The sequence below is a fragment of the Flavobacterium sp. 9R genome (assembly GCF_902506345.1).
Classification (GTDB): Bacteria; Bacteroidota; Bacteroidia; order Flavobacteriales; family Flavobacteriaceae; genus Flavobacterium.
On sequence record NZ_LR733413.1, the window covers coordinates 2,063,965 to 2,086,893 of the forward strand.

General features: G+C 35.4%; 22 protein-coding genes. 12 read left to right on the top strand and 10 right to left on the bottom strand.

Annotated features, from left to right (window positions below; translation table 11 throughout):
- Positions 1 to 186: 186 nt before the first annotated feature.
- Positions 187 to 1,359, bottom strand: a complete 1,173-nt coding sequence (locus FLAVO9AF_RS09270) for an AraC family transcriptional regulator (protein ID WP_159687437.1) — start codon at positions 1,357 to 1,359, stop codon at positions 187 to 189.
- Between the two features lie 245 nt (positions 1,360 to 1,604).
- Between FLAVO9AF_RS09270 and FLAVO9AF_RS09275 the strand changes: the two genes are divergently transcribed.
- From FLAVO9AF_RS09275 to FLAVO9AF_RS09290, 4 genes are all read left to right on the top strand, one after another.
- A complete protein-coding gene (locus FLAVO9AF_RS09275) occupies positions 1,605 to 2,141 on the top strand; it encodes a hypothetical protein (RefSeq protein WP_159687439.1) in 537 nt (178 codons plus the stop codon).
- A gap of 71 nt (positions 2,142 to 2,212) precedes the next feature.
- Positions 2,213 to 2,779: a DUF4136 domain-containing protein gene (locus FLAVO9AF_RS09280; RefSeq protein WP_159687444.1), complete on the top strand. Its 567-nt coding sequence runs from the start codon at positions 2,213 to 2,215 to the stop codon at positions 2,777 to 2,779.
- Between the two features lie 56 nt (positions 2,780 to 2,835).
- Positions 2,836 to 3,318 (top strand): hypothetical protein, encoded by a 483-nt coding sequence (locus FLAVO9AF_RS09285; protein ID WP_159687446.1) that lies wholly within the window; start codon positions 2,836 to 2,838, stop codon positions 3,316 to 3,318.
- 177 nt (positions 3,319 to 3,495) lie between these two features.
- Positions 3,496 to 5,736 carry a tetratricopeptide repeat protein gene (locus tag FLAVO9AF_RS09290; RefSeq protein ID WP_159687449.1) on the top strand — a complete coding sequence of 747 codons (2,241 nt, stop codon included), beginning with the start codon at positions 3,496 to 3,498 and terminating at the stop codon, positions 5,734 to 5,736.
- Here FLAVO9AF_RS09290 and FLAVO9AF_RS09295 read toward each other — a convergent pair.
- The 3 genes from FLAVO9AF_RS09295 to FLAVO9AF_RS09305 all read right to left on the bottom strand — a co-directional run bounded on the left by FLAVO9AF_RS09295 (position 5,733) and on the right by FLAVO9AF_RS09305 (position 11,434).
- A complete protein-coding gene (locus FLAVO9AF_RS09295; RefSeq protein ID WP_159687452.1) occupies positions 5,733 to 6,806 on the bottom strand; it encodes a glycosyltransferase in 1,074 nt (357 codons plus the stop codon). The two genes, FLAVO9AF_RS09290 and FLAVO9AF_RS09295, sit on opposite strands and share 4 nt — an antisense overlap.
- A 161-nt stretch (positions 6,807 to 6,967) precedes the next feature.
- Positions 6,968 to 7,525 (bottom strand): hypothetical protein, encoded by a 558-nt coding sequence (locus FLAVO9AF_RS09300; protein WP_159687454.1) that lies wholly within the window; start codon positions 7,523 to 7,525, stop codon positions 6,968 to 6,970.
- 477 nt (positions 7,526 to 8,002) lie between these two features.
- Complete coding sequence (locus FLAVO9AF_RS09305) at positions 8,003 to 11,434, bottom strand: hypothetical protein (RefSeq protein ID WP_159691014.1); 3,432 nt, start codon at positions 11,432 to 11,434, stop codon at positions 8,003 to 8,005.
- A gap of 292 nt (positions 11,435 to 11,726) precedes the next feature.
- On the opposite strand from FLAVO9AF_RS09305, the gene FLAVO9AF_RS09310 reads away from it, so the two are divergent.
- The 3 genes from FLAVO9AF_RS09310 to FLAVO9AF_RS09320 are packed head-to-tail and all read left to right on the top strand — an operon-like array spanning position 11,727 to position 13,294.
- Entirely contained in the window at positions 11,727 to 12,197 is a 471-nt protein-coding gene (locus FLAVO9AF_RS09310) for a hypothetical protein (protein ID WP_159687458.1), read from the top strand.
- Between the two features lie 28 nt (positions 12,198 to 12,225).
- Positions 12,226 to 12,927, top strand: coding sequence for a CPBP family glutamic-type intramembrane protease (locus FLAVO9AF_RS09315; RefSeq protein ID WP_159687462.1), 702 nt, complete (start codon positions 12,226 to 12,228; stop codon positions 12,925 to 12,927).
- A 4-nt stretch (positions 12,928 to 12,931) separates the two neighbouring features.
- Entirely contained in the window at positions 12,932 to 13,294 is a 363-nt protein-coding gene (locus tag FLAVO9AF_RS09320; RefSeq protein ID WP_159687465.1) for a DUF2200 domain-containing protein, read from the top strand.
- 87 nt (positions 13,295 to 13,381) lie between these two features.
- Here FLAVO9AF_RS09320 and FLAVO9AF_RS09325 read toward each other — a convergent pair whose 3' ends face one another.
- Together FLAVO9AF_RS09325 and FLAVO9AF_RS09330 are read right to left on the bottom strand one after the other, a co-directional pair.
- Positions 13,382 to 14,641, bottom strand: coding sequence for an aspartate kinase (locus FLAVO9AF_RS09325; RefSeq protein ID WP_159687469.1), 1,260 nt, complete (start codon positions 14,639 to 14,641; stop codon positions 13,382 to 13,384).
- A 68-nt stretch (positions 14,642 to 14,709) separates the two neighbouring features.
- Entirely contained in the window at positions 14,710 to 15,186 is a 477-nt protein-coding gene (locus FLAVO9AF_RS09330; protein WP_159687473.1) for a GNAT family N-acetyltransferase, read from the bottom strand.
- A gap of 171 nt (positions 15,187 to 15,357) precedes the next feature.
- Here FLAVO9AF_RS09330 and fbp point away from each other — a divergent pair, with 171 nt between their 5' ends.
- Entirely contained in the window at positions 15,358 to 16,371 is a 1,014-nt protein-coding gene (fbp, locus tag FLAVO9AF_RS09335) for a class 1 fructose-bisphosphatase (protein ID WP_159687476.1), read from the top strand.
- 236 nt (positions 16,372 to 16,607) lie between these two features.
- On the opposite strand, the gene FLAVO9AF_RS09340 is transcribed toward fbp, so the two are convergent.
- A complete protein-coding gene (locus tag FLAVO9AF_RS09340; RefSeq protein WP_159687480.1) occupies positions 16,608 to 17,039 on the bottom strand; it encodes a TerB family tellurite resistance protein in 432 nt (143 codons plus the stop codon).
- A 392-nt stretch (positions 17,040 to 17,431) separates the two neighbouring features.
- Here FLAVO9AF_RS09340 and FLAVO9AF_RS09345 point away from each other — a divergent pair, with 392 nt between their 5' ends.
- The 3 genes from FLAVO9AF_RS09345 to FLAVO9AF_RS09355 are packed head-to-tail and all read left to right on the top strand — an operon-like array spanning position 17,432 to position 20,037.
- Positions 17,432 to 18,025 carry a HupE/UreJ family protein gene (locus tag FLAVO9AF_RS09345; protein WP_159687484.1) on the top strand — a complete coding sequence of 198 codons (594 nt, stop codon included), beginning with the start codon at positions 17,432 to 17,434 and terminating at the stop codon, positions 18,023 to 18,025.
- Positions 18,026 to 18,027: 2 nt separating this feature from the next.
- On the top strand, positions 18,028 to 18,459 hold the full coding sequence (locus FLAVO9AF_RS09350; protein ID WP_159687489.1) for a dCMP deaminase family protein: 432 nt from the start codon (positions 18,028 to 18,030) through the stop codon (positions 18,457 to 18,459).
- A complete protein-coding gene (locus tag FLAVO9AF_RS09355) occupies positions 18,460 to 20,037 on the top strand; it encodes a S41 family peptidase (protein ID WP_159687492.1) in 1,578 nt (525 codons plus the stop codon).
- 140 nt (positions 20,038 to 20,177) lie between these two features.
- Here FLAVO9AF_RS09355 and gldD read toward each other — a convergent pair whose 3' ends face one another.
- The 3 genes from gldD to mutY are packed head-to-tail and all read right to left on the bottom strand — an operon-like array spanning position 20,178 to position 22,287.
- A complete protein-coding gene (gldD, locus tag FLAVO9AF_RS09360; protein WP_159687495.1) occupies positions 20,178 to 20,741 on the bottom strand; it encodes a gliding motility lipoprotein GldD in 564 nt (187 codons plus the stop codon).
- 23 nt (positions 20,742 to 20,764) lie between these two features.
- Positions 20,765 to 21,202 carry a single-stranded DNA-binding protein gene (locus FLAVO9AF_RS09365; RefSeq protein WP_159687498.1) on the bottom strand — a complete coding sequence of 146 codons (438 nt, stop codon included), beginning with the start codon at positions 21,200 to 21,202 and terminating at the stop codon, positions 20,765 to 20,767.
- Between the two features lie 35 nt (positions 21,203 to 21,237).
- Positions 21,238 to 22,287: an A/G-specific adenine glycosylase gene (gene mutY / locus FLAVO9AF_RS09370; RefSeq protein ID WP_159687501.1), complete on the bottom strand. Its 1,050-nt coding sequence runs from the start codon at positions 22,285 to 22,287 to the stop codon at positions 21,238 to 21,240.
- Between the two features lie 134 nt (positions 22,288 to 22,421).
- On the opposite strand from mutY, the gene FLAVO9AF_RS09375 reads away from it, so the two are divergent.
- The gene (locus tag FLAVO9AF_RS09375) at positions 22,422 to 22,712 is read left to right on the top strand and encodes an HU family DNA-binding protein (RefSeq protein ID WP_024981932.1); all 291 of its coding nucleotides are present in this window, start codon (positions 22,422 to 22,424) and stop codon (positions 22,710 to 22,712) included.
- Positions 22,713 to 22,929: the final 217 nt, after the last annotated feature.

Here is a 22,929-nt window from a genome sequence, read left to right on the forward strand (position 1 = left end):
AAGGCTTTGTTGATTCGTGAGTTGTATAAAAAAAAGTATCTATTTGAGTTTACAATACTCAAATAGATTTGTCGAATTAAACCTGACTAACGGATTGTTAATCAAATTTAACATTTTAATACGTGCTGTAAGTCAAGTGATTACATTTTATTTGTGCTGATTTGAGAAATCAATACATCAAAAAAACTAATTTGTTTGATTTTTGAGTCGAAAAAAGTCGGCAGGAGTTTGACCTGAATTTTTCTTTATGGCATTATTCAAGGAGGATCTTGAACCGAATCCTGCTTTTTGGCTTAAGGATTCTATTGTAAAATTAGAATAATTAGGGTTCTCATTTAATAGCTTAGTAATATGGCTAATTCTAAAGTCATTGATTAACTCATTGAAATTTTTTTGATATTCTTCATTAATTAATGCCGATAACAGATACACTGGTATGTTTATTTCTGATGATAAATCGTTTATACTATAACCTTGCTTCACAAATGGAGTGTTTTGGATAAAATGTTGTTCCATTTTGTTTTTAAAAATCAACTTTTGTTCGTTAGTCAATTTTTCCACTTTTTTTTCTTTTTTCAAATAGGAATCATTTTTTGAATCTTGAAAATCAACTCTCATTCCGTAAAGTAAATGGGGCCGGAAAAGTAAATTCAACGAAATGAATAAAATGACACCTGAAAGCGAAAATATTATTTGTTGGGTAAGATCTATGAATCTTGAAAGATGGAAAAAAAATTCTACAATCAATAAAACATAGAGTAATGACAAGACTTTAGAAAACAAACAAGCCCATTTGTAGGTTGGGTTATCGGTGTTATTATTGTTTATTTTTTTCCATTTATAAATTAAAACAAACTGGCAAATGGTCATAGTTAATCCGAAAAGAACTCTAGCCATTACTCCCCAACCGTTTGGTAAAAGAACATCTGGTTCTAAAGTTATCAAAGTTTTGTCTGCTAAAAGTTGCTTAATAATAATGATTTTTTGTGAAGCCGGTTTAATATACAACGGAATTAAAATTATGGTATAGAGTAAAGAAGGTATGAATAAAAAGAAATATTTTCGATTAATTTTTTTGAAAGGGAACAATAGCGATTTGACATACAAATAAGAAAAAGCGGGTCCACAAAAAGCAACAAAACCAGCGCAACGCCATAAATTAGGGAAATAAAGAAAAAAAGCAGAAGCCTGTAGTCCAAAGTTAATGGACATAATAGAAATTGAAAAGATAAAACCGGCCAACAATCTAGCCGAAAAAGTTTCCTTCTTATTGGCCCAAAACAAAATATTCCCAACAAGTAAACCTAATATTCCTATTGAGAATACAAAAACAAAAGGCCAATTTGATATTTGATCCATTTTAGTTTGTTGTTTTTATATTTCTATTCCTATTTTTTGTCAATAAAGATGTTTTTAGTCAAATAGTTGCGTAAATGTATGATTTTTAAACTAAATTTTAACATTTTTTATGTTTTTAAAATTTCCTAAGAGCAAAACAGCTATTAAGCCTAAAAATATGTATATTAGCTTGATAAGTAGTTAAATAGCTGTTTTTCTATTGAAAACTTTTTGCCTTATAAAATGAATTTAACCTAATTTTATTTATGCGAATACTCCTTTTGCTTTTACTACTTATGACCTCAGGCATTTTTTTAGGACAATCAAATGAACTTGAAACAGAGGAGAAGTTCAATAAGCATGTTTTTGGTTTTATGCTTAGTCACACAAATATTAGTCAAGGGATAAAAGAGGGTAATCGAAAGTGGCTTTCATTACCCTCTTTTGCTTTGGATTATAATTTTAATATCAATTCCAAATGGCAAATAGGTCTTCATAACGATGTAGTTATTGAAAAATTCGTTGTTTCCACTGCTGATGAAAAGGAGTTAGAACGTTCTACTCCAATAGCTAGTGCGGTAGTTCTTGGATATAAAGTTGGAAAACATTTTACATTTCAAGCAGGCTTGGGTGGTGAATTTGCGAAAGAAGAAGATTTTGTTCTCACTCGTTTTGGAGTAGAATATGGAGTAGAAATCAGGAATAACTGGGAATTAACAACCAATTTTTCTTACGATATAAAGTGGAATGCTTATGATAGTTTTTCGCTAGGGATTGGGGTTTGTAAATCTTTTGGGGAATAAAAACTAAGCATTTGTTATCCAATTTAGTAGTATTTAATATTTATCTTAATGTATATTTTAAAAAAAATGGTATGAAAACTTTAAAAACAATCCTATTTGTACTCTTATTTTCAGTTTTGATGGCAGCATGTTCTTCATTAACCGTAACTACAGATTTTGATCGTTCTGCTGATATTTCAAAATACAAAACTTTTGCTTTCTATAAGCTTAGTGACAAGAATGATGCTTTGAGTGATTTGAATAAAAATCGGATAGTCAATGCAATAAGAAATCAAATGATAGCCAAAGGTTTTAAAGAAGTAAACTCTGGCGCTGATGTTTTAGTAAATGCGACAGCAATGTCAGTTAACAAACAATCGGTTACTTCAACAACAAATGTATACGGATATGGAGGCTATTACCGTCCGTATCGTTGGGGTGGTGTTGGATATCCAATGGGCAACACCTCCTATGATGTAAGAGATTATAAAGATGGCTCTTTAATAATTGATGTTTTAGATGCAAAAGACCAAAACTTACTTTGGCAAGGGATTGGAAACAAAGAAATTGATGCGCCATCGAAAGATCCAGACGCTGTAATCAACAGTGGAGTTATGAAAATAATGGAACGTTTTCCGATGGAAATGATGAAAAAATAGACTTGTTATAGCTGAATTAAAAGTGAACCAAAATTAAACCATTTAAATAAAAAAAGATGAGAAAATTAGCATTGATTATTGCTGTTGCATTTACTTCTGTTGCATTTGCTCAAAGTGGAGTTAAAGAAGATATTGAATTGATTCAAAGTTTTTACGGAAAATCAAAACAAGAATTAGTTTCAGCCTATATGGTGTTAAAAGAACCACAACTTTCAGAATTTACTAAGGTCTATGAAGCTTATGAGCAAGAGCGAAAAGTTTTAGCTCAAAAACGTATGCAAATTATAAGTGATTATGCTACCAATTATGCCACACTTGATGACGCAAAAGCGGACGCTATTGCTAAAGCAAGTCTTGCTAACAATTTAGCTTATGAAAAGTTATACGCCAAGTATTATGTAAAATCAAAGAAAGTTATTGGTGCTTTAAATGCAGCAAAATTTATTCAATTAGAAACTGCTTTACATACCGTAATTAGAGAAGAGACACAAAACGCTATTCCTTTCATAGGTGAAATTGATAGAACAAAGAAAATGTAATTGAAGATTCATAAGTCTATAAAAGGGCATTTTATTGTTTCAATGATTAGCTCTATTTTGAATAATTGTCACATTGAGCCCGATATCGTATCGGGCTTATTTTGTTTTGATTAAATTTTAATTATTGTATTCAACGTCTTTTTAAATTGAATATATTTGTTAAAAAACAGCTTTATTTTGAAAAAAACATACCTACTACTTGTTGCACTGATTTTGCTTTTGTTTCTTCTTTTTCGAGTATTTATTGTTGATGGCGTTACTTCAAAAGACGAAAAATATGCACCTATTAGCGGGCATCAAGGGAAGTATGTTGGCGATAAAAGTTGTATTTCTTGCCATGGGAAAGAGCACAAACAATGGACCTCCTCACACCATTATAAGTCAATGTTACTGCCTACTCCAGAAACAGTCAAAGGAGACTTCAACAATGTAACATTAACTGCCGATGGTGTTACTAGTCGATTTTTTAAAAAAGGAACAAAGTATTTTATTAATACAGAAGGCGCCGACGGTAAAAATCATGATTTTGAAGTAAAATATGTTTTTGGATTTACTCCATTGCAACAATACTTAATTGAATTTCCTGGCGGCAGAATGCAAGTTCCAAGATTGAGTTGGGATACACAAAAGAAAAAATGGTTTAACCAATATGCAGGTCAAAAAATTGCCTCACACGATTGGTTGCATTGGACTGGAAATTCACAAAATTGGAATACGATGTGCGCTTCGTGCCATTCTACTAATCTTCAAAAAAACTACAACACGACGACGGATTCTTATAAAACTACTTATGATGTAATTAATGTTAGTTGTGAGAGTTGCCACGGTGCAGGGGAGAAACATCTGGATTACATCAAGGGAGCAGATTACAAAGACGGGGAACGAATCAAAGGAAGTTTTCTGAAACTAGTTAGAAATTCAGGACAGTTAGAACAAATTAATACCTGTGCACCTTGTCACGCAAGAGTATCTGAAATTAATTCTAAACACATTACAAGTACAGAATTGCTTGATAATTACATTCCTCAAATTCCAGATGATGAATATTATTATGCTGATGGGCAAATAAAAGATGAAGATTATATCTATACTTCTTTTTTGCAAAGTAAGATGTACAGCAAAGGAGTAAAGTGCAGTAATTGTCACGATATTCATACTACTAAATTGAAAAAAACCGGTAATCAATCCTGTACTCAATGCCATTTGGATTCAAAATATAATGTGCCAACTCATACTTTTCACAAAGCTGACGCAAAAGGAAGTTTGTGTATCAGTTGCCATATGCCTGGTAAATTTTATATGGGTAATGACTTTCGTCATGACCATAGTTTTAGGGTGCCAAGACCCGATTTGACGGTAAAATATGGAACGCCTAATGCTTGTAATATCTGTCATACCAATCTTTCGGCAAAAGCTATGGCACAAGCTGTAGAAAAATGGTACGGTAAAAAAAGAGCGTATCATTTTGCTGAAGATTTAATTCCGGGTAGTCAATTGAATGGAATGAGCGAAGAGCATTTGCTACGTTTAATTAACGGTAAAAACATTCCTCCAATTATTAGAGCTACAGCAGCCTTTTATTTAGGAAAAGTCAATACCCCAAATAGCTTAAATGCTTTATTGGTTTGTATTAAAAGTAAAGATGCACAAGTTCGTTACCGCGCTATTCAAAGTCTTGAAGGTTTTACACCTAATTTGTGGGTAAATGAGGTTGGTCCGTTACTCAAAGATAAAGTTCGGGCTGTAAGAATTGCAGCAGCAGATTTGTATACTAGTTTGCCCAAAGAGCAAATGCCTAGTAATTACCTAAATGATTACAATTCTGCTAACAAAGAATTGCTGGAGTATCTTCATTATCAAACCGATTTTTCAGTTGGAAATGTGATGTTAGCCGATTATTATTTAAAAGTAAACGACTATGAAAATGCCAAAGCTTTTTATCTAAAAGGAATTAAAAAGGACAGTCAGATGAATTATGCTCTGCTAAATTTAGCCACCGTTTATAATATGCAAGGGAACAACCAAGAAGCCTTAGCTACCTTAGAAAAAGCGATTAAAAATGACGCTAAAAACGACCGAGCTTATTTTAATTTAGGGCTTCTGTATAATGAGATGAAAAACAGCAAAGCTTCGGAAGAAGCTTTTGCCAAAGCGGTTAGTCTACAATCTAAAAATGACAAATTGTATTATAATTATGGATTGTTGCTTTTGGAATTAAAAAAATACAAAGAAGCTGAAAGTATACTTAAAAAAGGAATTGAAATAGCGCCGTTTTCGTCACAATTGTATTATGCGCTTACCTTTGTTTATATGCAAGCCAATCTTCCAAATAAAGCGTTAGAAACAGTTGTAGCATTGAAAAAACTAGACGGGAATAATCCTAATTATCAAAGTTTATTTGCGCAATTCGGAGTTTAATCTTTCTTATTAAAAACCTCAAAAAGTTCTTCCCAATCTATTGTGGTATCCATTTCTGAAAGGCCTTTGTAATCGGCAATTTTTGACAGCATTTCTATTGTAAAATCTTTTTGATTGGCAAAAGGAACAATGCGTTCTTGGTCTAGTTTGACTGCCAAATACTCTTGTTCGTATTGTCCGGGAGTGGGAATAAAAAAGGCTTTTTTGCCTAGTTTTACCAAGTCCATAATGGTGGTATAGCCTGAGCGACAAAGGACGTATTCACTTTCGTTAAAGGTTTGTTCTAACTGGCGGGTATTCATAAAATTGTAAAAAGTTACGTCACCTACTGTTTCTTTAACTTGTGTCTTTTCGATAATTCCTTTGATGAAAACCACTTTGCCTTTGAAACGTTTTACCTCTTCGGTTAATTTCTCTTCTAGGATGCCTCTTTGGGGTTCAGGCCCCGAAAGAATAATCATCAAATCGTATAGTTTTGGGCTGTCTTTTTTGTGTAAACGACTTAGTGGACCAATGTAACGCACTGGAAAATGTTTTCCGTTTAAGTGGCCCAAATCGCCTGTTAGGTTAGGTGTTCCAGCCACATCGGGGACCCAACATTGTTTGTATTTTTTAATGATGATTTGATGTAATTTGCTAGTAAACCAAGTAGTGTTTCCGGTCATTACATTCAATTGATGGGTGATAAAAACAGAGGGTATTTTGGCGCTAAACACACCTAATCTATTATCTGAAATGATTCCATCTATTTCGTATTTGGTTACCCATTTTTGAACTAATTTCTTCTCTTCTCTTATGGCTTCGAGCATTCTAGGCAAACTTTGAATGAGTTTCCATTTGAAATTTTTGCCATTCTTGGCATATTCTATTTGGTAGGAGGGAAGTTGTAGGGTTTGAATGTAAGGGAATTCTTTTTTTAACAATTCGAGTGCTATACCATCAGAGGCGATGATGGGCGTGAAATTGTTTTCTTGCAGCGCCTTTATAATTGGAATGCAGCGTGTGGCGTGGCCTAAGCCCCAGTTTAATGGAGCGATGAGTATCGTTTTTGAGCTAGAATCCAAAGTCATTTCGCAATCAAAATTAAGAATTTATACGAAGGCAAGGTAGCAATACTCCTATTTTTTTAAGTTTAGGCAACATTACCAAAAGTTTAATTTAACAACTGTTTACATAAAAAAAGGCTTTCTCCTAAAAGAAAGCCTTTGAAATACTGTGTTTTACTAGAAAACTAGTTTTCGATATAGGTTTTATTTCCGTTTTTGTTGATGTAGTATCTTCCGCCTCTTGGGCCAGTGTACACTTTTTTGCCGTTGTATTCACCCGTTACTTTGTCTGGTGTTTTTGGTGCTTTTTCGGTAGTTTCTTTGATTTTTACTTCGCCTGTTTTTTTGGAAGTTGTAGCTTCTTTTTTGGCTTTGGTGGTTTTTTCAGCTGCTGCTTTTTCTGATTTTGTTTTTTCTGCTTTGGCTGTTGCTTTGGCTTTTTTGGCTTCTTTTTCAGCGGTTTCTTTTTCGGCAGCGGCTTTTTTGGCGGCTATAGTTGCTTTTCTTTTCTCGTTAGCGGCTTGTTGCTTGGCAGCTTTTTCCTCAGCGGCTTTGGCTTCTGCTTCTTTTTTGGCGGCTATAGTTGCTTTTCTTTTTTCGTTGGCTGCTTTTTGTTTGGCTTCTTTTTCGGCAGCAGAAACTTCTGTTTTAGTTTTTGTGGTTTTCTTTTTTGTGGCTGTTTCTTGGGCGAAAATAGTGTTGGACGCGATAAACAAGAAACATAAAATCAGTATTCTTTTCATAGTTTTAGGTTTTTAAATTAATGGAATACTAAAACTACTAATTATTTTTGGGAATTGGATATAAAGTTCTAAAAATCTTAGTGTTACTGTTGGCAAGAATGCCTCATTTTTCCTTTTAGTCCTGATAGGAACGGCATCCTCTTGTCTTGTCCTTACAACAAGACAAGAGATATAGTGGATAGCAGGAACCCCTGATGACTGAAAAAGCCTTTTGTTGGCTCTCCTTCTATTTAATTTTTGCTAAATAATAACCGTAGACTGCAATTATTTTTAACCACATAGAAACATAGAATTTTTTAGTTTTTAAAAAGAACTCAATAGACGTTTTACTATTCACATAGTCAATCTATGTGAAAAATATAGCTATTTCTATAGGTTCTTAAATTATTGAAAGTAAATCTATGTTTCTATGTGGTTAATTTTTTATTATATTTTGAATTTCACCTAACGGTTTTAATAATACTATTTCAATTCTGATTAAAAATAAGCTCTTAACTGCACATTGCCGGTGTGAATGGCTGGACTGGTTTCGCTTTTTCGGCCTTGGTAGTTGAAATTAATGTCGAGAAATTGGGTGATGTTTTTTTGCAATAATACACGCCAAGTAAGGTTTTGACCGGTTTGTAAGCCTTCGAGCATTTGGAAACCTACGGCCGACTGTGCATTGCCATCGAATTGATTTTGATAAAAAGAGAGTTCGCCGTTGAGGGTGAATTTGGCATTGCGCGCATAACTAAATGCGGTTCCCAATCGGTTTTGTTGCAAGGTTTCGGCTTGTGCGAGTTGGTTTTCTTTGTGTTGAAATTCGTAAAACAATTCCCAACTGGCGTTTTTAGAAAATAAATAGCTGATTTTTGGAGCGATTTGATAGCCTTTGATGTCGAAATTTTTCTCAGCATAATTTTCGGAAACCACGGCGGTAGCCAATGTTTTGGTAAAGAAGTTCAGCAGCCAACTTTTTTGAAACAAATGTTGGTATTGTAATTGGTGTGAGGCATTGCTGTTTTCCTGTGAGCCATTGGACAATAAACTCTTGGATTTGTTTTGCAAATAGGTGTAAGTGACCGAGTGTTTTTGTTTGCCTCGATTGAAAAATAAACTGTTTCTGAAGACGGAGTTGAGTCCCAAAACATCATCCTTCGGGCTTCCAAATGGATTCAAATCGAAGTTCCCGCCTTCGTTTTTAATTTTTCGGTCCATAATAAACGAGGTTTGGTTGTAGAAATAGGAGGCTATTTTTTTGATTCCTTTTTCGTTTTGCCATTGGTTTGGGTTAATGATTAGGGATTGCGAAAACTTATTTTGATGGGTTTTGATAAAGATTTGGTTGGGCAAAAACACACGAATGTATTTGGCCAAATCGGGATAAGGCGCAATCTCGAATTCTTGTAATTCTTGAATGCCGTTGCCGTTGTAATCGTTCCAAGCATAGACACCTTGCCCCGCATTGACTTCTAAAAAAGTGAATTCTTGTTGGGCAATCGAACCCGAATTGGTTTCATAGGCCGTGGTGCTTTGTACCAATTGTTTCCAAAAACGGTCGTTGTAGACCACTCTCGAATTGAGTGACGGTTCTTTTTGGGCTGAATTATTGGTGTATTCTAGGACACGATAATTAGCAAAAACAGACAAATCGCTTTTGGCAGTTTGAAAAACTTTCGATTTTAAACTGAAGGTCTGCGAGTGGTTGACGCGTTGTAAGACGCCATTTTGAATACTGTCGTTGACTCTTTGCAAATATCCCAAAGCGACAAAGACTTTGGTACTATCGCCGCGACCCGCAAATCCTCCTATCTCTGAAAAACGCTGACTGATGGGAGTGAACGTTTGGGTACTTTTGATTTTTTCTTGGTTGTCTTCTAAACGGAAGGTTGCTCCCACCCAATTTTTCTTTTTGTGAAAACGGACTTGCGTTTGTTGGCGAATAAAATTAGAAGTGCTCAATAAATTATCGCTTTTGAGTACGCTAGTCTGGTTTTGAAAACGCCAATTCGGAAGCTGGAAGTGCGCCATTATGCGGTGTTTTTGCCCAGAAAAAGAATCGGTAAAATCTAATTTTTCCAGTTGATAAGACGCATTGCCTTTTAACGCTCCTTTGTAGTTTGGGTTCCATTCGCTTTGGATTCCTGCAGTCCAAAAGCTTTGGTTACCAGTGGTTGTGGTACCCAAATTCCAATCTCGATTGAATTCGATGTTGAACAAGCGTTCAACCGTTTTGAAACTTTCGGCTATGTATTGGTAATTGCCTATGAAATCCAAATTCCATTTTCCGGTAAACAAGCGTTGTTTGGTGTTGAGTTTTGCGGCTAATCCTTTGTTTTGATTGTCATCAAGACTCGAAAACAAGTTTTGGTCGTTGTTGCTCACGCCAATTTCAAAATCAGTACTGCTTTTTTCATTTGGATGGTATTGCCCTAAAAAGGTGGCGATTTGTATTTTTTTGGGAGCAATGAGCGGAATTGTAGGCTCATATTCTCCTTGTAAAATCCCGTTGATGGGCGCTATGTATTCGTAAATTCGGCCAATGGCTCCAGCGTTTTTTAGAATATAATTTCCTTGATTTGGACCTATTTTGCTGAACCGAACATTGTACAAAACGGCTTGGTCATTGGTGGAAAATTCAAAGTATTCAATGCCATTGGCACTTTTTTTCTCGTACAAGATTTTGTTTTCAGAATACGAATCTTCATAGGCCGATGGCGCATTCATTTTGCTTGGGTCGTTGCCTGCATTTTGTAAAATGGCGACTTGTTCTTTGGACAAACTTTGCTGTACGGGTTGGTTTTTCAAGTCGCTTTCGGAATACAAATAACTACCAAAACGCCAGTTTTTGTTCTCGTGCATTCCACCTCCATAGGCAACAATTCGGGTGTAATTTTGGTCTGTAAATTGGTATTCGACTACAATCCGCATTTCGGAAGTGATGGTGAATAAAGGTGTAAAGACCAACTCACCCGCGTTGTAATCCATCACATAATCGTTGTTTTCACCACGTTTTAGCAAATTGCCATTGACATACACACGCTCTGAACCCGAAACAATCAATACGTAGGCTTCTTCATTATTGCCTTTGAGTTTATAAGGACCTTGATTGCCTTCTTGACCAATAAACGCACTTCTGGCATATTGTCCTCGGACCAAACCAACAGCAGCCTCGATTTTGGTGTGTTTTTCGGTGTTGCCCCAATCGAATTGGGTGCTCAAACCCTGTACTTTTTTGTTGAAATTCATAAACTGAGACGTTCGATTTTCTAAAAACAAATCGCCTCCGCGGACTCTCCAATCTTTGCTGTACAATTCCATAAAAATATTATCAAACTGATCCAGTCTTTGCGAATAGCCTCCGTCTTGTAGCGGAATATTGCTGTCTTGAATTGAGGCGCTAATACTGACTTTGTCAGAGAGTTTACCGCTGATTTGCAGATCCAAATTCGAGTTGAGCACCGCGTTTTGATTGTTGCCCACTGTCACCCCACGCGTGATGCTTCCAGAGGTATTGAGCCCATCAAAAGGCGTTGTTTTTTTGGGATTTGTCTCTGCCATTTGATATAAAGTACCCTTCAGCGCTTCGTTGTTGACCACTAAGCTGTCCGAGTAGACTTGATAGGTTTTCGTTAAAAAATCGGGATACTTTAGGTACTGAACCGTTAGTTCTTCGGTGGTAAGTTGCGAAAGGGAATGTAACAGCAAATAGCCTTTTTCAAAATTCACGCTGTAGTTTGTGGTGGGAAGTGTCTCTTTTTTGTCGGTTGTAATTTTAAAAAAACTCGGATTGATACTTGTTTTTTCTAACCAAATGGTATCGGTAGTAACGCGGATTTTTTTAGTGCGATAGGACGATTGATTTTCCTGCGCGTAGACGCCAGAAAGCCAAAAGAAGACTCCAAGAAGCACAATTTTATTCCACATAGCTACGATAACGTCCAATGTTCAAAAGTAGTATTTAATAGTGAATGGCAGTTAGTAATTAGTGAATAGTGCTTCGTAATTAGATAGATTTTGGTAGTGAAGAATTATAATTAGATTGGTGAATTAAGGTTGAAGAGTACTGTTCTTTCGATTTTTGAGCTTGGATTTGTAGGAATTAATGGTATATTTGGTTAGCAAATAAAGTTTGTTAAGCTAAAATTCTAATCTAGCATCATAATTTGAATCTTGAAATTGAATGAGATGCAAAAAATAATTTCATCCAATAATAGTTATGAAAAAAATATTTCCTATTCTAATTGTCGTATTGATTACTACGGGCTTTATAAGTAATTCTGATAAAGTTGATTTAAAAACTTTTGCTGAAGAAGCAATGAATAAATCTAAAATTGGTGCTAATCCTACAATTGTAATTACCGAATATTCAGCCAAAATTTATTCAAAAATTGATTTGAAACATTCTGTTTTTAGAAATTTAAAAAGAGAAGGTTTGTTTATTATAAATAAGAATTCTGATTTGTTGGAAGAATTGTATGGTGAAGAAACTAAAAGAAATGGAGCAATTGTTTATATGAATGCTCATAATCCTAAGCCAAATTTGAAACAATTGAGAATAGTTTTGAACGGTAAAGAAATTCCCAAATCTGTTTCAGATACTTTAAAATTAAATAACATTCAAGGTTTTGTTTGCCTTAAGAAAAGAGATACAGAAAAGTACATCGGCTATATTAATACACTGGATTAGTTTCAAAACGAACTCATTAAACCATTTTATGTTTTTCAATTTATTTACTGTTTTTAATCCTTCTGAAGAAAGTTACGAGTCTTATGATTGGAAGGCAAAAATCAAAAACCTTTTGTTGTCTTATTGCTATATGTATTTAGCAATCATACTAAGTGCTATTTTTTTGCTAAGACCACTAGACTATTTAGTTACCGACATATTGGGTTTTCCCTCTATAATGGAGGCAATAGGAAAATCTAGTGATAGGATTGCTACTATTTCTTTTTGGTTTGTTGTCATAATAATACCAATAATCGAAGAGATTTTATTTCGCCTTTTTTTGAATTTCAAGAAAAAGGAAATTTGCCTTAGTGTATTTTTTATGTTGCTGTTGGCATTAGGAATTCGGGTTACTAGTGATGCGTTGTTTTTGCTTTCTACTTGGGTAAAGGTTGGAATTTCGCTTTCGGTTGTTGTAGTGCTGTATTTTTTTGTAATTGACAACATCAAGTTTTCAATTCGTTTACAAAGAAGCCTAACGATAGTTTCAATAATAACATTTGGTCTGATGCATATTGATAACTTAGAAAAGATATATTATTCTTTACTATTGATTTACCCATTCTTTGTTCTTCCACAAATGTTGATTGGTTATTTTGCTACTAATTTGAGATTGAAACAAGGTTTTGTATGGGGATTACTGCTGCATAGTATGACTAATTTGACTTTTTTTCTGCTGCATAAAATATAATACTATGGCACATCCTAAAAATTATGAACGCGTTTTTGCAATGACTTTTGCGAGTGTTTATCCGCATTATTTAGCCAAAGTCCTCAAAAAAAATCACACCCAAGAAGAACTTGATACCATTATTTGTTGGCTAACAAGGTATACACCACAAGCCTTGCAGCATCAAATGGAAACGAAAGTAGATTTTGAAACTTTTTTTGCCCAAGCACCTCAATTGCACCCGAACGCTAGCCAAATTACTGGAGTGATTTGTGGCTATCGTGTTGAAGACATCGAACACCCGTTGATGCAGAAAATTCGCTATTTAGATAAATTGGTCGATGAGTTGGCCAATGGAAAAGCTATGGAGAAGATTTTGAGGAGTTAGCAAGCGAACTGTTTTAGTAATTAATGCGATTTATTTTCAATAAAAAAAGACCATTTTAAAATAATTTCAAAATGGTCTTTTTCGTTTTTATAAAGTCTCTTTGGTGATGATTTGCATCGTTTCACGACTGACTTGTTTGAGCAAGACAATCTTATTTTCTTCTACCAATTTAGCGGCTTGGTCGTTAAAATGACGAATGGTGTACAAGGTCACATCTTCGTTAAACTCTACTTTGAATTTCTTAGAGAGTTTAGCATTCAATTCCCCGAAATTCCCGAATTTGTCTTCCACGCAAACCGAGAAACTAATCGCCGAGTTTTGAATCAAGTTCACTTTGATTTTGTACTTATGGAACAAAGCAAAGATTTCACTAATGTTTTCCTCCATAATGAAAGAAAAATCAATAGACGAAAGTGAAATCATCAACTGATTGCGTTTTACGATAAAACAAGGCATTTTAGGCTCCAAGTCGGGACCTTTTGCAACAGCGGTTCCTTTTAATAATGGGTTTACAAATGATTTTACGAACAAAGGAATTTCCTTTTTCTGTAAAGGTTGTAAGGTTTTTGGGTGAATTACCGTGGCGCCGTAAAAAGCTAATTCAATCGCTTCACGATACGAAATCTGATTCAACAAACTTGCATTTTCAAAATACCTTGGGTCGGCATTCATTACGCCAGGAACGTCTTTCCAAATCGTTACGCTTTCGGCGTTCAAGCAATAGGCAAAAATAGCCGCAGTATAATCCGATCCTTCTCTTCCTAAAGTGGTCGTAAAGTTATTTTCATCCGATCCCAAAAATCCCTGAGTGATGTTTAGGCTTTTTGATTTAATAGTTTTGGTAATGTTCTTTTTAGTTTGATCCCAATCTACTTCGGCATCACGATAGTTGGAGTTGGTTTTTACCAAATTGCGTACATCTACCCATTGCGTTTCTATGCCCATAAAGCTCATAAAATGACTCAAAATAGTAGTCGAAATCAATTCTCCAAAACTCACGATTTGATCGTACACAAAATTGTAATTCGGCGATTTGTTGTGTGCTAAGAAATATTCTAAGTCGGCAAACTGAGCATTTACCGCTTCAAAAACGGGATGACTTTCATCTTCGAACAAATCCAAAACAATTTGGTTATGGTACTTTTTTACTTCTTGTACTGAAGAATTCAATTCAGCTGATTTATCAAAATAGTTCTTGATGACTTCTTCTAAAGCATTGGTGGTTTTTCCCATTGCAGAAACCACTAATAATACATCTTCATACCCAACGGTTTTCAATACGTGGTGTACATTTTTTATTCCTTCGGCATCTTTAACAGATGCACCTCCAAATTTAAATACTCTCATTGTGTCAACTTAAATTGTAAAACAATCTCTTGCTTTTGTGTATTTGAGCCAAAAGACTTGCTTTAATGTTATTTATTTTTTTCTAAAAATGCATCAATTCCGTTCTGATCCATTTGTACCACTCTCCAATCGTCCAATACTTTGGCACCTGAATTTTCATAGAAAGTAATGGCAGGCGTGTTCCAATCCAATACATTCCATTCAATTCTTCTCACGCCATCGATTTTACCTTGCTCGATTATGGCAGAGTACAATGCAGAACCAAGACCAGTCCCACGCATACTTTCTTTGACCACCAAATCTTCTAAATGAATCGTTTTCCCTTTCCAAGTAGAATAGCGATAATAATACAAAGCGATCCCAACAATCTCTTGTTCTTTTTCGGCTACAAAGACAGAGAACAAAGGATTTTCACCAAAACCGTCTCTGATCAAATCCTCTTCGGTAATTACAACAGCTTCAGGCTCTTTTTCAAAGATAGCAAGTTCTTTGATGAGTGCCAAAACACCCTTCATATCCGTAGCGGTACCTTTTCGTATTATCATCTTTTTTGATGTTTAGGTTCTAAATTGACTAAAAAAACAGATAAAAATACATTTTTTTTGTCATTTTTATTACAAAGATACAATAGTGACCAACTATCTAAATAATTATTAATTCATTTTCACAAAAAAGCCGATATTTGTTACCTCAAACTAAACTACAACGATTTCGTAATGGAAGAACGCAACAAAACCTTAGGTGAATTTATCATCGAAAAACAAAACCAATTTCAATACTCCTCGGGAGAGTTATCCCGAATCATCAACTCCATTCGCTTGGCGGCCAAAGTTGTAAATTACAAAGTGAACAAAGCCGGTCTAGTCGACATTATTGGAGCTGCTGGAGAACAAAACATTCAAGGCGAAGACCAACAAAAATTAGACGTCTATGCCAACGAAGTATTTATTCAAACCCTAATCAATCGAGAGATTGTATGCGGTATCGCCTCCGAAGAAAACGACGATTTCATCACCGTCGAAGGTTCGGACAGCAGTCACAACAACAAATATGTTGTATTGATGGATCCTCTTGATGGATCTTCTAATATTGATGTAAACGTGTCGGTAGGAACTATTTTCTCCGTGTATCGTCGCGTTACGCCAATAGGAACTCCAGTAACTATCGAGGATTTCTTGCAACCAGGTATCAACCAAGTGGCGGCAGGTTATGTAATTTATGGTACCTCGACAATGTTGGTGTACACTACGGGGCACGGAGTAAACGGCTTTACGCTAAACCCAGCTATCGGTACATTCTATCTGTCGCACCCTAATATGCAATATCCAAAAGACGGAACCATTTATTCTATCAACGAAGGGAATTACGTGCATTTCCCGCAAGGAGTCAAAGATTATATCAAATATTGCCAGCTCGAAGAAGGCGATCGTCCCTACACTTCGCGCTATATCGGAAGCTTGGTATCCGATTTTCACCGTAATATGATCAAAGGTGGGATTTATTTGTACCCTACGAGTTCTAAAGCGCCCAACGGAAAATTGCGTTTGTTGTACGAATGCAATCCTATGGCTTTCCTTGCTGAGCAAGCTGGTGCCAAAGCATCGGACGGTTTTGGTCGCATTATGGAAATTCAACCTACAGAGTTGCACCAACGCGTACCCTTCTTTTGCGGTAGCTACAATATGGTCGAAAAAGCCGAAGAATTTATGGCAAAAGCAAAAAATAAGTAGGAGCGAAACAGTAGGCATTTTCAGCAAACAAGGTTCCTGCTCTCCGCTATATCTTTTGGGGCGAACCCAGCCCCAAAAGGATGCCGCTGCGATCAGGGCTATAAGAAAAACAATTCGCTTCTTTGTAAGCATAAAAAAACCGGTAGCTGTAAAAAGCCACCGGTTTTCTGTTTTAAACTATTTTTCACTAACGACTAAGAACTAGCTACTAATCACTAATTACTAAGGACTAATCACTATTTATTCATATTCTTCATTTCAAAGATAAAAGTATCTAAGTCTACTTTTTTGTCAAGGAGCGTCAAAGCTTTGTTGACAATATAACCTACATTTCCTGGAGTAAAGCCTAGCGCCAAACCAAAACGCATCAATAGTCGTTCTTGTTTATCACCTAAATGATGGTCAACGTGAACCATTCGACCCAAATCATACAATCTTTCTAAACGCTCCACATACAAATAGGGAGGATTAATGTCATAGTTCAATGGGTTTTTTAAAATTTCGCGGTATTCCTCGGCAGAAATTTCCAAGCGAGAAGCCAGTTTGTCCAAAAAAGCTTGTTCTTCAGGGGTTGCATTTCCGTCTGCTAAAGCTACACGAACAATAGCTGAAAAATGACCTTTGTTGCGACTTTTGAATTCGTTATCAAATAAATCAGAAATTGACATAATAGTTGTTTTTATGGTTGTATTAAAGATACGAATTTTTTTAAAAATAAGAAGCAATGGCTAGTTGAAATCAGGGCATTCACTTTTAAAGATTTCCCCACAATCCGAGCATAGCGAATTGGCAAAGCAATTCACTAATAAATCAGGAGTTACAATATGTTTTAATGACACAAATTATTTATTTCTTTCTAAGTCTTTAAATTTGCGAATTTGCGGTGGATGCTACTTTTCAACCTCACGGACTTTCAGTATTCCAAACCAATCTAAGGACTTAAACTCATAGTGGTTTATTTTTAATAAAAATTAGTGAATTCGTGGCAAGTTTTCAAACCACTACTTTTCAAAAATTGTCGTAAGTTTACAGACCCTTAATCAAATTTATATAATTACCTATGTCAGAATTTTGGATTTATTTTCAAATCGGTTTACGTCACGTTTTAGATATTCATGCTTATGACCATGTTTTATTTTTAATCGCTTTAGCAGTTCCTTATTCGTTTAACGATTGGAAGCGCATCTTGTTATTAGTTACCTTATTCACACTGGGGCATACTATGGCATTATTCCTATCTGTTTATGGTATTGTTGCCATAAAAGTAAATGTAGTCGAGTTGTTGATTCCTATTACGATTTTGATTACCGCTTTGTTTAATTTGTTTACCGCTGGGAAGTCCAGCAAAAAAGAGAGTATTAATTTGGTGTTTTTTATCACTTTGTTCTTTGGAATCATTCACGGTTTAGGATTCTCTAACTATTTCAAAACCATATTAGGCGGAACAGCCAATTCCAAATTATTACCGCTGTGCGAGTTCGCTTTAGGAATAGAAGCGGCACAAATTGCGGTAGTTTTTGTAGTTTTGGTACTGTCTTATATTGTACAAACAGTATTTAGATTCTCCAAAAGAGATTGGACTTTGGTCATGTCTTCTTTTATAATCGGTGTAGTGCTTCCAATGATTATTGAAAGTGAATTTTGGTTACGATAAAAATGAACGAAATAAAACTAAATAAATACGACAAAGCCTACTTGCGAATTGCGAGAGAATGGAGTTTGTTGTCGTATTGCAAACGCAAGCAAGTAGGAGCCATCATTGTAAAAGACCGAATGATTATTTCGGATGGTTACAATGGAACGCCTTCAGGATTTGATAATTGTTGCGAAGATGCCGAAGGATTGACGCGTTGGGATGTATTGCACGCCGAAGCGAATGCTATTCTCAAAGTAGCTCGGTCGACACAATCTTGTGAAGGAGCCACCTTGTACATCACACTTTCTCCCTGCAAAGAATGCAGTAAGTTGATTCACCAATCCGGAATTAAGAGAGTGGTGTACCAAAACGGATATCGTGATGATTCTGGAATACAATTTTTAATCAAAGCAGGCGTTGAGGTAATTCACATTCCCAATTTAGACGACTAAATGAAATTCGAAAACAAATATTTGCCCATACTTTTGAGTGCTACTTTAGCGCTTGGCGTAGGTATTGGCGGATGGTTGAATGTTTCGAGAGACCCTGGTTTGGTAGCTTCTAATGCTTCCAAATCAAAGTTGAATTCCTTGATTGATTTTATTAATAATGAATATGTAGACGATGTCAATACAGATTCTATTGTGAATTTGACAGTAGATAATATTTTGGCAAAGTTAGACCCTCATTCTGTGTATATTCCGCCAAGCGTACAAACACAGGTTGCTGAGAGTATGAAAGGTGATTTTGTAGGTATTGGAATCAATTTTTACATGTACAAAGATACTGTTGCGGTCATAAAGCCTGTTGTTAATGGACCTTCGGCAAAAGCAGGAATACAAGCAGGTGATAGATTACTATACGCAGGAAAAACCAAATTATTCGGGCGCCATTTGCCTAGTGATAGTCTTTTTGCAAAACTAAAAGGTGCCGTTGGTTCTGATATAGAAGTGACCGTTTACCGAAAAACTACACGTCAGAAGCTGAAATTCAAAATAAAAAGAGCGGTAATTCCACTGAAAAGTGTTGACGTGTCTTTGATGTTGAATCCTACGGTGGGTTATATCAAAATTAACCGTTTTTCTGAAACTACTTTTGCTGAATTTAATTCGGGATTGGCGCAGTTGAAAAAGCATGGTGCGCAAACCTTGGTCTTGGATTTGCGTGACAATGGTGGAGGTTATATGGAAGAAGCCATTGCGATAGCTGACCATTTTTTAAAAGATAATGACTTGATTGTTTTTACCAAAAGTAAAAGTGGAACAATAGAAAAAACCTTCGCTACGGAAAAAGGGAATTTTGAATCGGGCAGATTATTCGTTTTAATCAACGAAAATAGTGCTTCTGCAAGTGAAATTCTGGCTGGAGCGATACAAGACAACGATAGAGGAACCATAGTCGGGCGTCGTTCTTTTGGTAAAGGACTGGTGCAACGCGAAATGGATTTTAAAGACGGTTCTGCCGTGCGTTTGACCGTGGCAAGGTACTATACTCCTTCAGGACGTTCTATTCAAAAGCCTTATGCTAAAGGCAATGCCGATTATTTTAAAGAATCGGAACATCGTTTTTTGAATGGCGAATTGTACCACAAAGACAGTATTAAGGTAGCTGATACTTTGAAGTTCAAAACTAAAAAAGGGAAACTAGTCTATGGAGGCGGCGGAATCGTTCCTGATGTTTTTGTGCCAATTAGTTCCGAAAAAGGTGAGGAAAGTGCTTCTTTACTAGAACAATCGGGTATGGTGGGGCATTTTGTATTTGAAGAATTAGACCGAAATCGAAAAGCATTCAAAGGGTTAAGTTTTCAGGAGTTTCAGTCAAAATACAATTCTGATAACTATTTTGATTTGTTTCAAAAATATCTCGATAAAAATGGTTTGATATTACAATTAGAAAAGAGTAGGGGAGCAATTAATCAGTATATAATTGCCGAATTTGCTAGACAGTTATATGGTGAAGACTATTTTTATCAAATTGTTTTAAAACAAGATGAAATGGTAAAAAAAGTCTTGTCTAAAAAAGGTCTTTAGATGTTATTAAAATAGCTATTTCTGGCTAGCCCTGATGGTAGTGGCATCCTTTGCTGCCGTGGTTCGGCGGGAAAGATATAACGAACAGCAGGAGGATTCGTAATTGAAAAATCTAATTGTTGTGCTCCAAAAAAAAAAAATTACTTCCACTTTAAGGTTTCTATGATGTGCTGCATGTCATTTTTGATGTAGCTAGCCGCTGGCATAATAGAGTCGAAATTGGGTTTTGCGTAGAAATATACAGAGGCCGTCACAAAATGGCGAGTGCTATCGGTGGCGTAAAACTGCGAATTGGTTGCCGCATTACCATCTACTTGATAAAACATACCGTAAACTTTTTTTTCAGGATTTAAATAGGGTTGTTCTATAATATCGTCGGCTTTTATTACGTGCTTAAAGGTTAGTTTTTGGGCATCGCGTAGCAATTGGTTGATATTGTTAGCTACGGGCTTGTAGGTCAAATAAATTGTTGCTTTCATTTTTGGGTAGGTAATGGTTAAGCTACAATCGTTTTTTCCTTTTATAATTGCTTTGTCATTTATTTCGAATGTAAATGGGCATTGGTTGCCGTAATCAACATATCTTGCTTCTGGGTAATCCAATCGCAAGTAGCCTGCAGGTTTGGGTAAAACATCGTCTTTGCACCCTACGGCAGAAAATAAACCTATAGTGAGTACTATGAATAAACTAACTTTTTTTTTCATTGTGTATTTGATTGCAATTTGCTTTAAAATGGCAAATCGTTTATTGGCAAACCGCCATTTGAGGCGTCAAAGTTAGTATTTTTTGGTGATTCTTGAGTAGGATTGCTTTTGTTCTCATGGTCCTTTTTTGTGGTCAAAAAAGTAAATTCGGTTACCTGAATTTCAGTTGTTGATTTCATAGTACCGTCTTCGGCTTGCCATTGTCTGGATTTAATGCGTCCTTCTACATATATTTTATCGCCTTTCGAGAGGTATTTTTCGCATATTTCGGCGGCTTTGTTTCTTACTACCAAATTGTGCCATTCGGTAGAAGTAATTTTTTCATTGGTCGATTTATTAATATATACTTCATTGGTTGCTAATTGAAAGCGGCCAATGCAGTTGCCTCCTTCAAAATAATGCATCTTAATGTCGTCGCCAAGATGTCCTATCAGCATCACTTTATTTAATGTTCCGTTCATAGCTTAATGGTATTTCAATCAAAGATACATTTTTTTTAAAACTTTTTTGTAGCATCTTCTTCGATGAAATTATGTATCACTATTGGAAAAGGAAAGGTTCTCAATTGTTCGGGATTTACTCCGTCGGCCAATGTATTGTTTATGGTTACTTTCCAAAACTTGATATACAAATGCTGATGCGATAATTTATGAATCAAACTTATGGGATTCGCTTCTTGAATACTTACAACTGAATCCCCAAAATCTGCATCGCTTTTAATTAATGGCGCTATGGTTTCAAATCCCTCTTCTTGTGTGGTTTCAAATAATGGGAATTCATAAAGATTGTGCCAAATGCCTTTGTCTGTTCTTTGTTGTATTTTGGTATTGCCTTTTTTGTCTTGTAGTACTATATAATTAAAGTATCGTTTTCTGATTTTTATTTTTTTTGATTTGAAAGGCAATTGTCCAACGAGTCCTTTTTGCAAGGCAACGCAACTAGAATTGAAAATACAATTTTCGCAATCTGGATTTTTAGGAGTGCAATGCATTGCTCCAAACTCCATAATGGCTTGATTGAAAAGTGCAGGCTGTTCTTTGGACAATAATTCGGCAGCCAAAGCAGTAAATTCTTTTTTGGTTTTTCCAGCGCTTATATCAGATTCGATTCCGAAGTAACGGGATACTACACGAAACACATTTCCATCTACTACAGGTACAGGTTCATTATAAGCAAATGAAGCAATGGCGGCTGCAGTATATTCGCCAATACCTTTTAATTGAATAAGACCAGCATATGAGTTTGGAAAAACGCCGTCCAATTCATTTGCTATGTATTGTGCGGTTTGATGTAAGTTACGAGCACGCGAATAATACCCTAATCCTTGCCAAAGTTTAAGCACTTGTTGTTCGTCTGCCCTTGCTAATTCTTTTACTGTAGGAAAAGATTCTAAAAACGCATAAAAATAAGGTGTTCCTTGCGCCACACGAGTCTGCTGAAGAATGATTTCTGAGAGCCAAATTGGGTAAGGATTTGTAGTATTTCGCCATGGTAAATCACGTTTATTTTGTAAATACCACTCAATTAGTAAGTTAGTAAAATTCATTTATTAATTATATGTAAGCAAAAGTAAAAGTTTATGTAATTAAATTTTAACGAATTAGGTTGATTTATTGTTTTTTAAATTCGTATATTTGCAACCTCAAAAAAAATAGTACAACATATTAAAAAGGAAAGAAAATGACGAAAGCAGATATCGTAGCGAAGATTTCAGAAAAATTAGGTCTTGAAAAAGGAGATGTTCAAGCAACAGTTGAGACTTTTATGAATGAAGTTAAAACTTCATTAGAAACTGGAGACAATGTGTATCTAAGAGGTTTCGGAAGCTTTATCGTTAAAACTAGAGCTGAAAAAACAGGAAGAAATATTTCTAAAAATACCACTATTAAAATTCCAGCTCACAACATTCCAGCTTTTAAACCAGCTAAGGTGTTTGTAGAAGGTGTGAAAACAAATAACGAAGCAAAATAATCTATTAATTAATCATAAAATCTTCAGGATATGCCAAGTGGTAAAAAAAGAAAGAGACATAAGGTAGCGACGCACAAACGTAAAAAAAGAGCGAGAGCTAACCGTCATAAAAAGAAAAAGTAGTTTTAAACTACTTTTTTCTTTTTAAAAGTTCATTGAAATTTGAATTTCAGACATTAGATTTCAGACTTCAGATTGCAGCTTAAACTGCATACTG

Excerpts from the sequence above, each read along its gene's own strand:
- FLAVO9AF_RS09270 (WP_159687437.1), bottom strand. The coding sequence starts at position 1,359 with ATGGATCAAATATCAAATTGGCCTTTTGTTTTTGTATTCTCAATAGGA.
- FLAVO9AF_RS09275 (WP_159687439.1), top strand. The coding sequence starts at position 1,605 with ATGCGAATACTCCTTTTGCTTTTACTACTTATGACCTCAGGCATTTTT.
- FLAVO9AF_RS09280 (WP_159687444.1), top strand. The coding sequence starts at position 2,213 with ATGAAAACTTTAAAAACAATCCTATTTGTACTCTTATTTTCAGTTTTG.
- FLAVO9AF_RS09285 (WP_159687446.1), top strand. The coding sequence starts at position 2,836 with ATGAGAAAATTAGCATTGATTATTGCTGTTGCATTTACTTCTGTTGCA.
- FLAVO9AF_RS09295 (WP_159687452.1), bottom strand. The coding sequence starts at position 6,806 with ATGACTTTGGATTCTAGCTCAAAAACGATACTCATCGCTCCATTAAAC.
- FLAVO9AF_RS09300 (WP_159687454.1), bottom strand. The coding sequence starts at position 7,525 with ATGAAAAGAATACTGATTTTATGTTTCTTGTTTATCGCGTCCAACACT.
- FLAVO9AF_RS09305 (WP_159691014.1), bottom strand. The coding sequence starts at position 11,434 with ATGTGGAATAAAATTGTGCTTCTTGGAGTCTTCTTTTGGCTTTCTGGC.
- FLAVO9AF_RS09310 (WP_159687458.1), top strand. The coding sequence starts at position 11,727 with ATGAAAAAAATATTTCCTATTCTAATTGTCGTATTGATTACTACGGGC.
- FLAVO9AF_RS09315 (WP_159687462.1), top strand. The coding sequence starts at position 12,226 with ATGTTTTTCAATTTATTTACTGTTTTTAATCCTTCTGAAGAAAGTTAC.
- FLAVO9AF_RS09320 (WP_159687465.1), top strand. The coding sequence starts at position 12,932 with ATGGCACATCCTAAAAATTATGAACGCGTTTTTGCAATGACTTTTGCG.
- FLAVO9AF_RS09325 (WP_159687469.1), bottom strand. The coding sequence starts at position 14,641 with ATGAGAGTATTTAAATTTGGAGGTGCATCTGTTAAAGATGCCGAAGGA.
- FLAVO9AF_RS09330 (WP_159687473.1), bottom strand. The coding sequence starts at position 15,186 with ATGATAATACGAAAAGGTACCGCTACGGATATGAAGGGTGTTTTGGCA.
- fbp (WP_159687476.1), top strand. The coding sequence starts at position 15,358 with ATGGAAGAACGCAACAAAACCTTAGGTGAATTTATCATCGAAAAACAA.
- FLAVO9AF_RS09340 (WP_159687480.1), bottom strand. The coding sequence starts at position 17,039 with ATGTCAATTTCTGATTTATTTGATAACGAATTCAAAAGTCGCAACAAA.
- FLAVO9AF_RS09345 (WP_159687484.1), top strand. The coding sequence starts at position 17,432 with ATGTCAGAATTTTGGATTTATTTTCAAATCGGTTTACGTCACGTTTTA.
- FLAVO9AF_RS09350 (WP_159687489.1), top strand. The coding sequence starts at position 18,028 with ATGAACGAAATAAAACTAAATAAATACGACAAAGCCTACTTGCGAATT.
- FLAVO9AF_RS09355 (WP_159687492.1), top strand. The coding sequence starts at position 18,460 with ATGAAATTCGAAAACAAATATTTGCCCATACTTTTGAGTGCTACTTTA.
- gldD (WP_159687495.1), bottom strand. The coding sequence starts at position 20,741 with ATGAAAAAAAAAGTTAGTTTATTCATAGTACTCACTATAGGTTTATTT.
- FLAVO9AF_RS09365 (WP_159687498.1), bottom strand. The coding sequence starts at position 21,202 with ATGAACGGAACATTAAATAAAGTGATGCTGATAGGACATCTTGGCGAC.
- mutY (WP_159687501.1), bottom strand. The coding sequence starts at position 22,287 with ATGAATTTTACTAACTTACTAATTGAGTGGTATTTACAAAATAAACGT.
- FLAVO9AF_RS09375 (WP_024981932.1), top strand. The coding sequence starts at position 22,422 with ATGACGAAAGCAGATATCGTAGCGAAGATTTCAGAAAAATTAGGTCTT.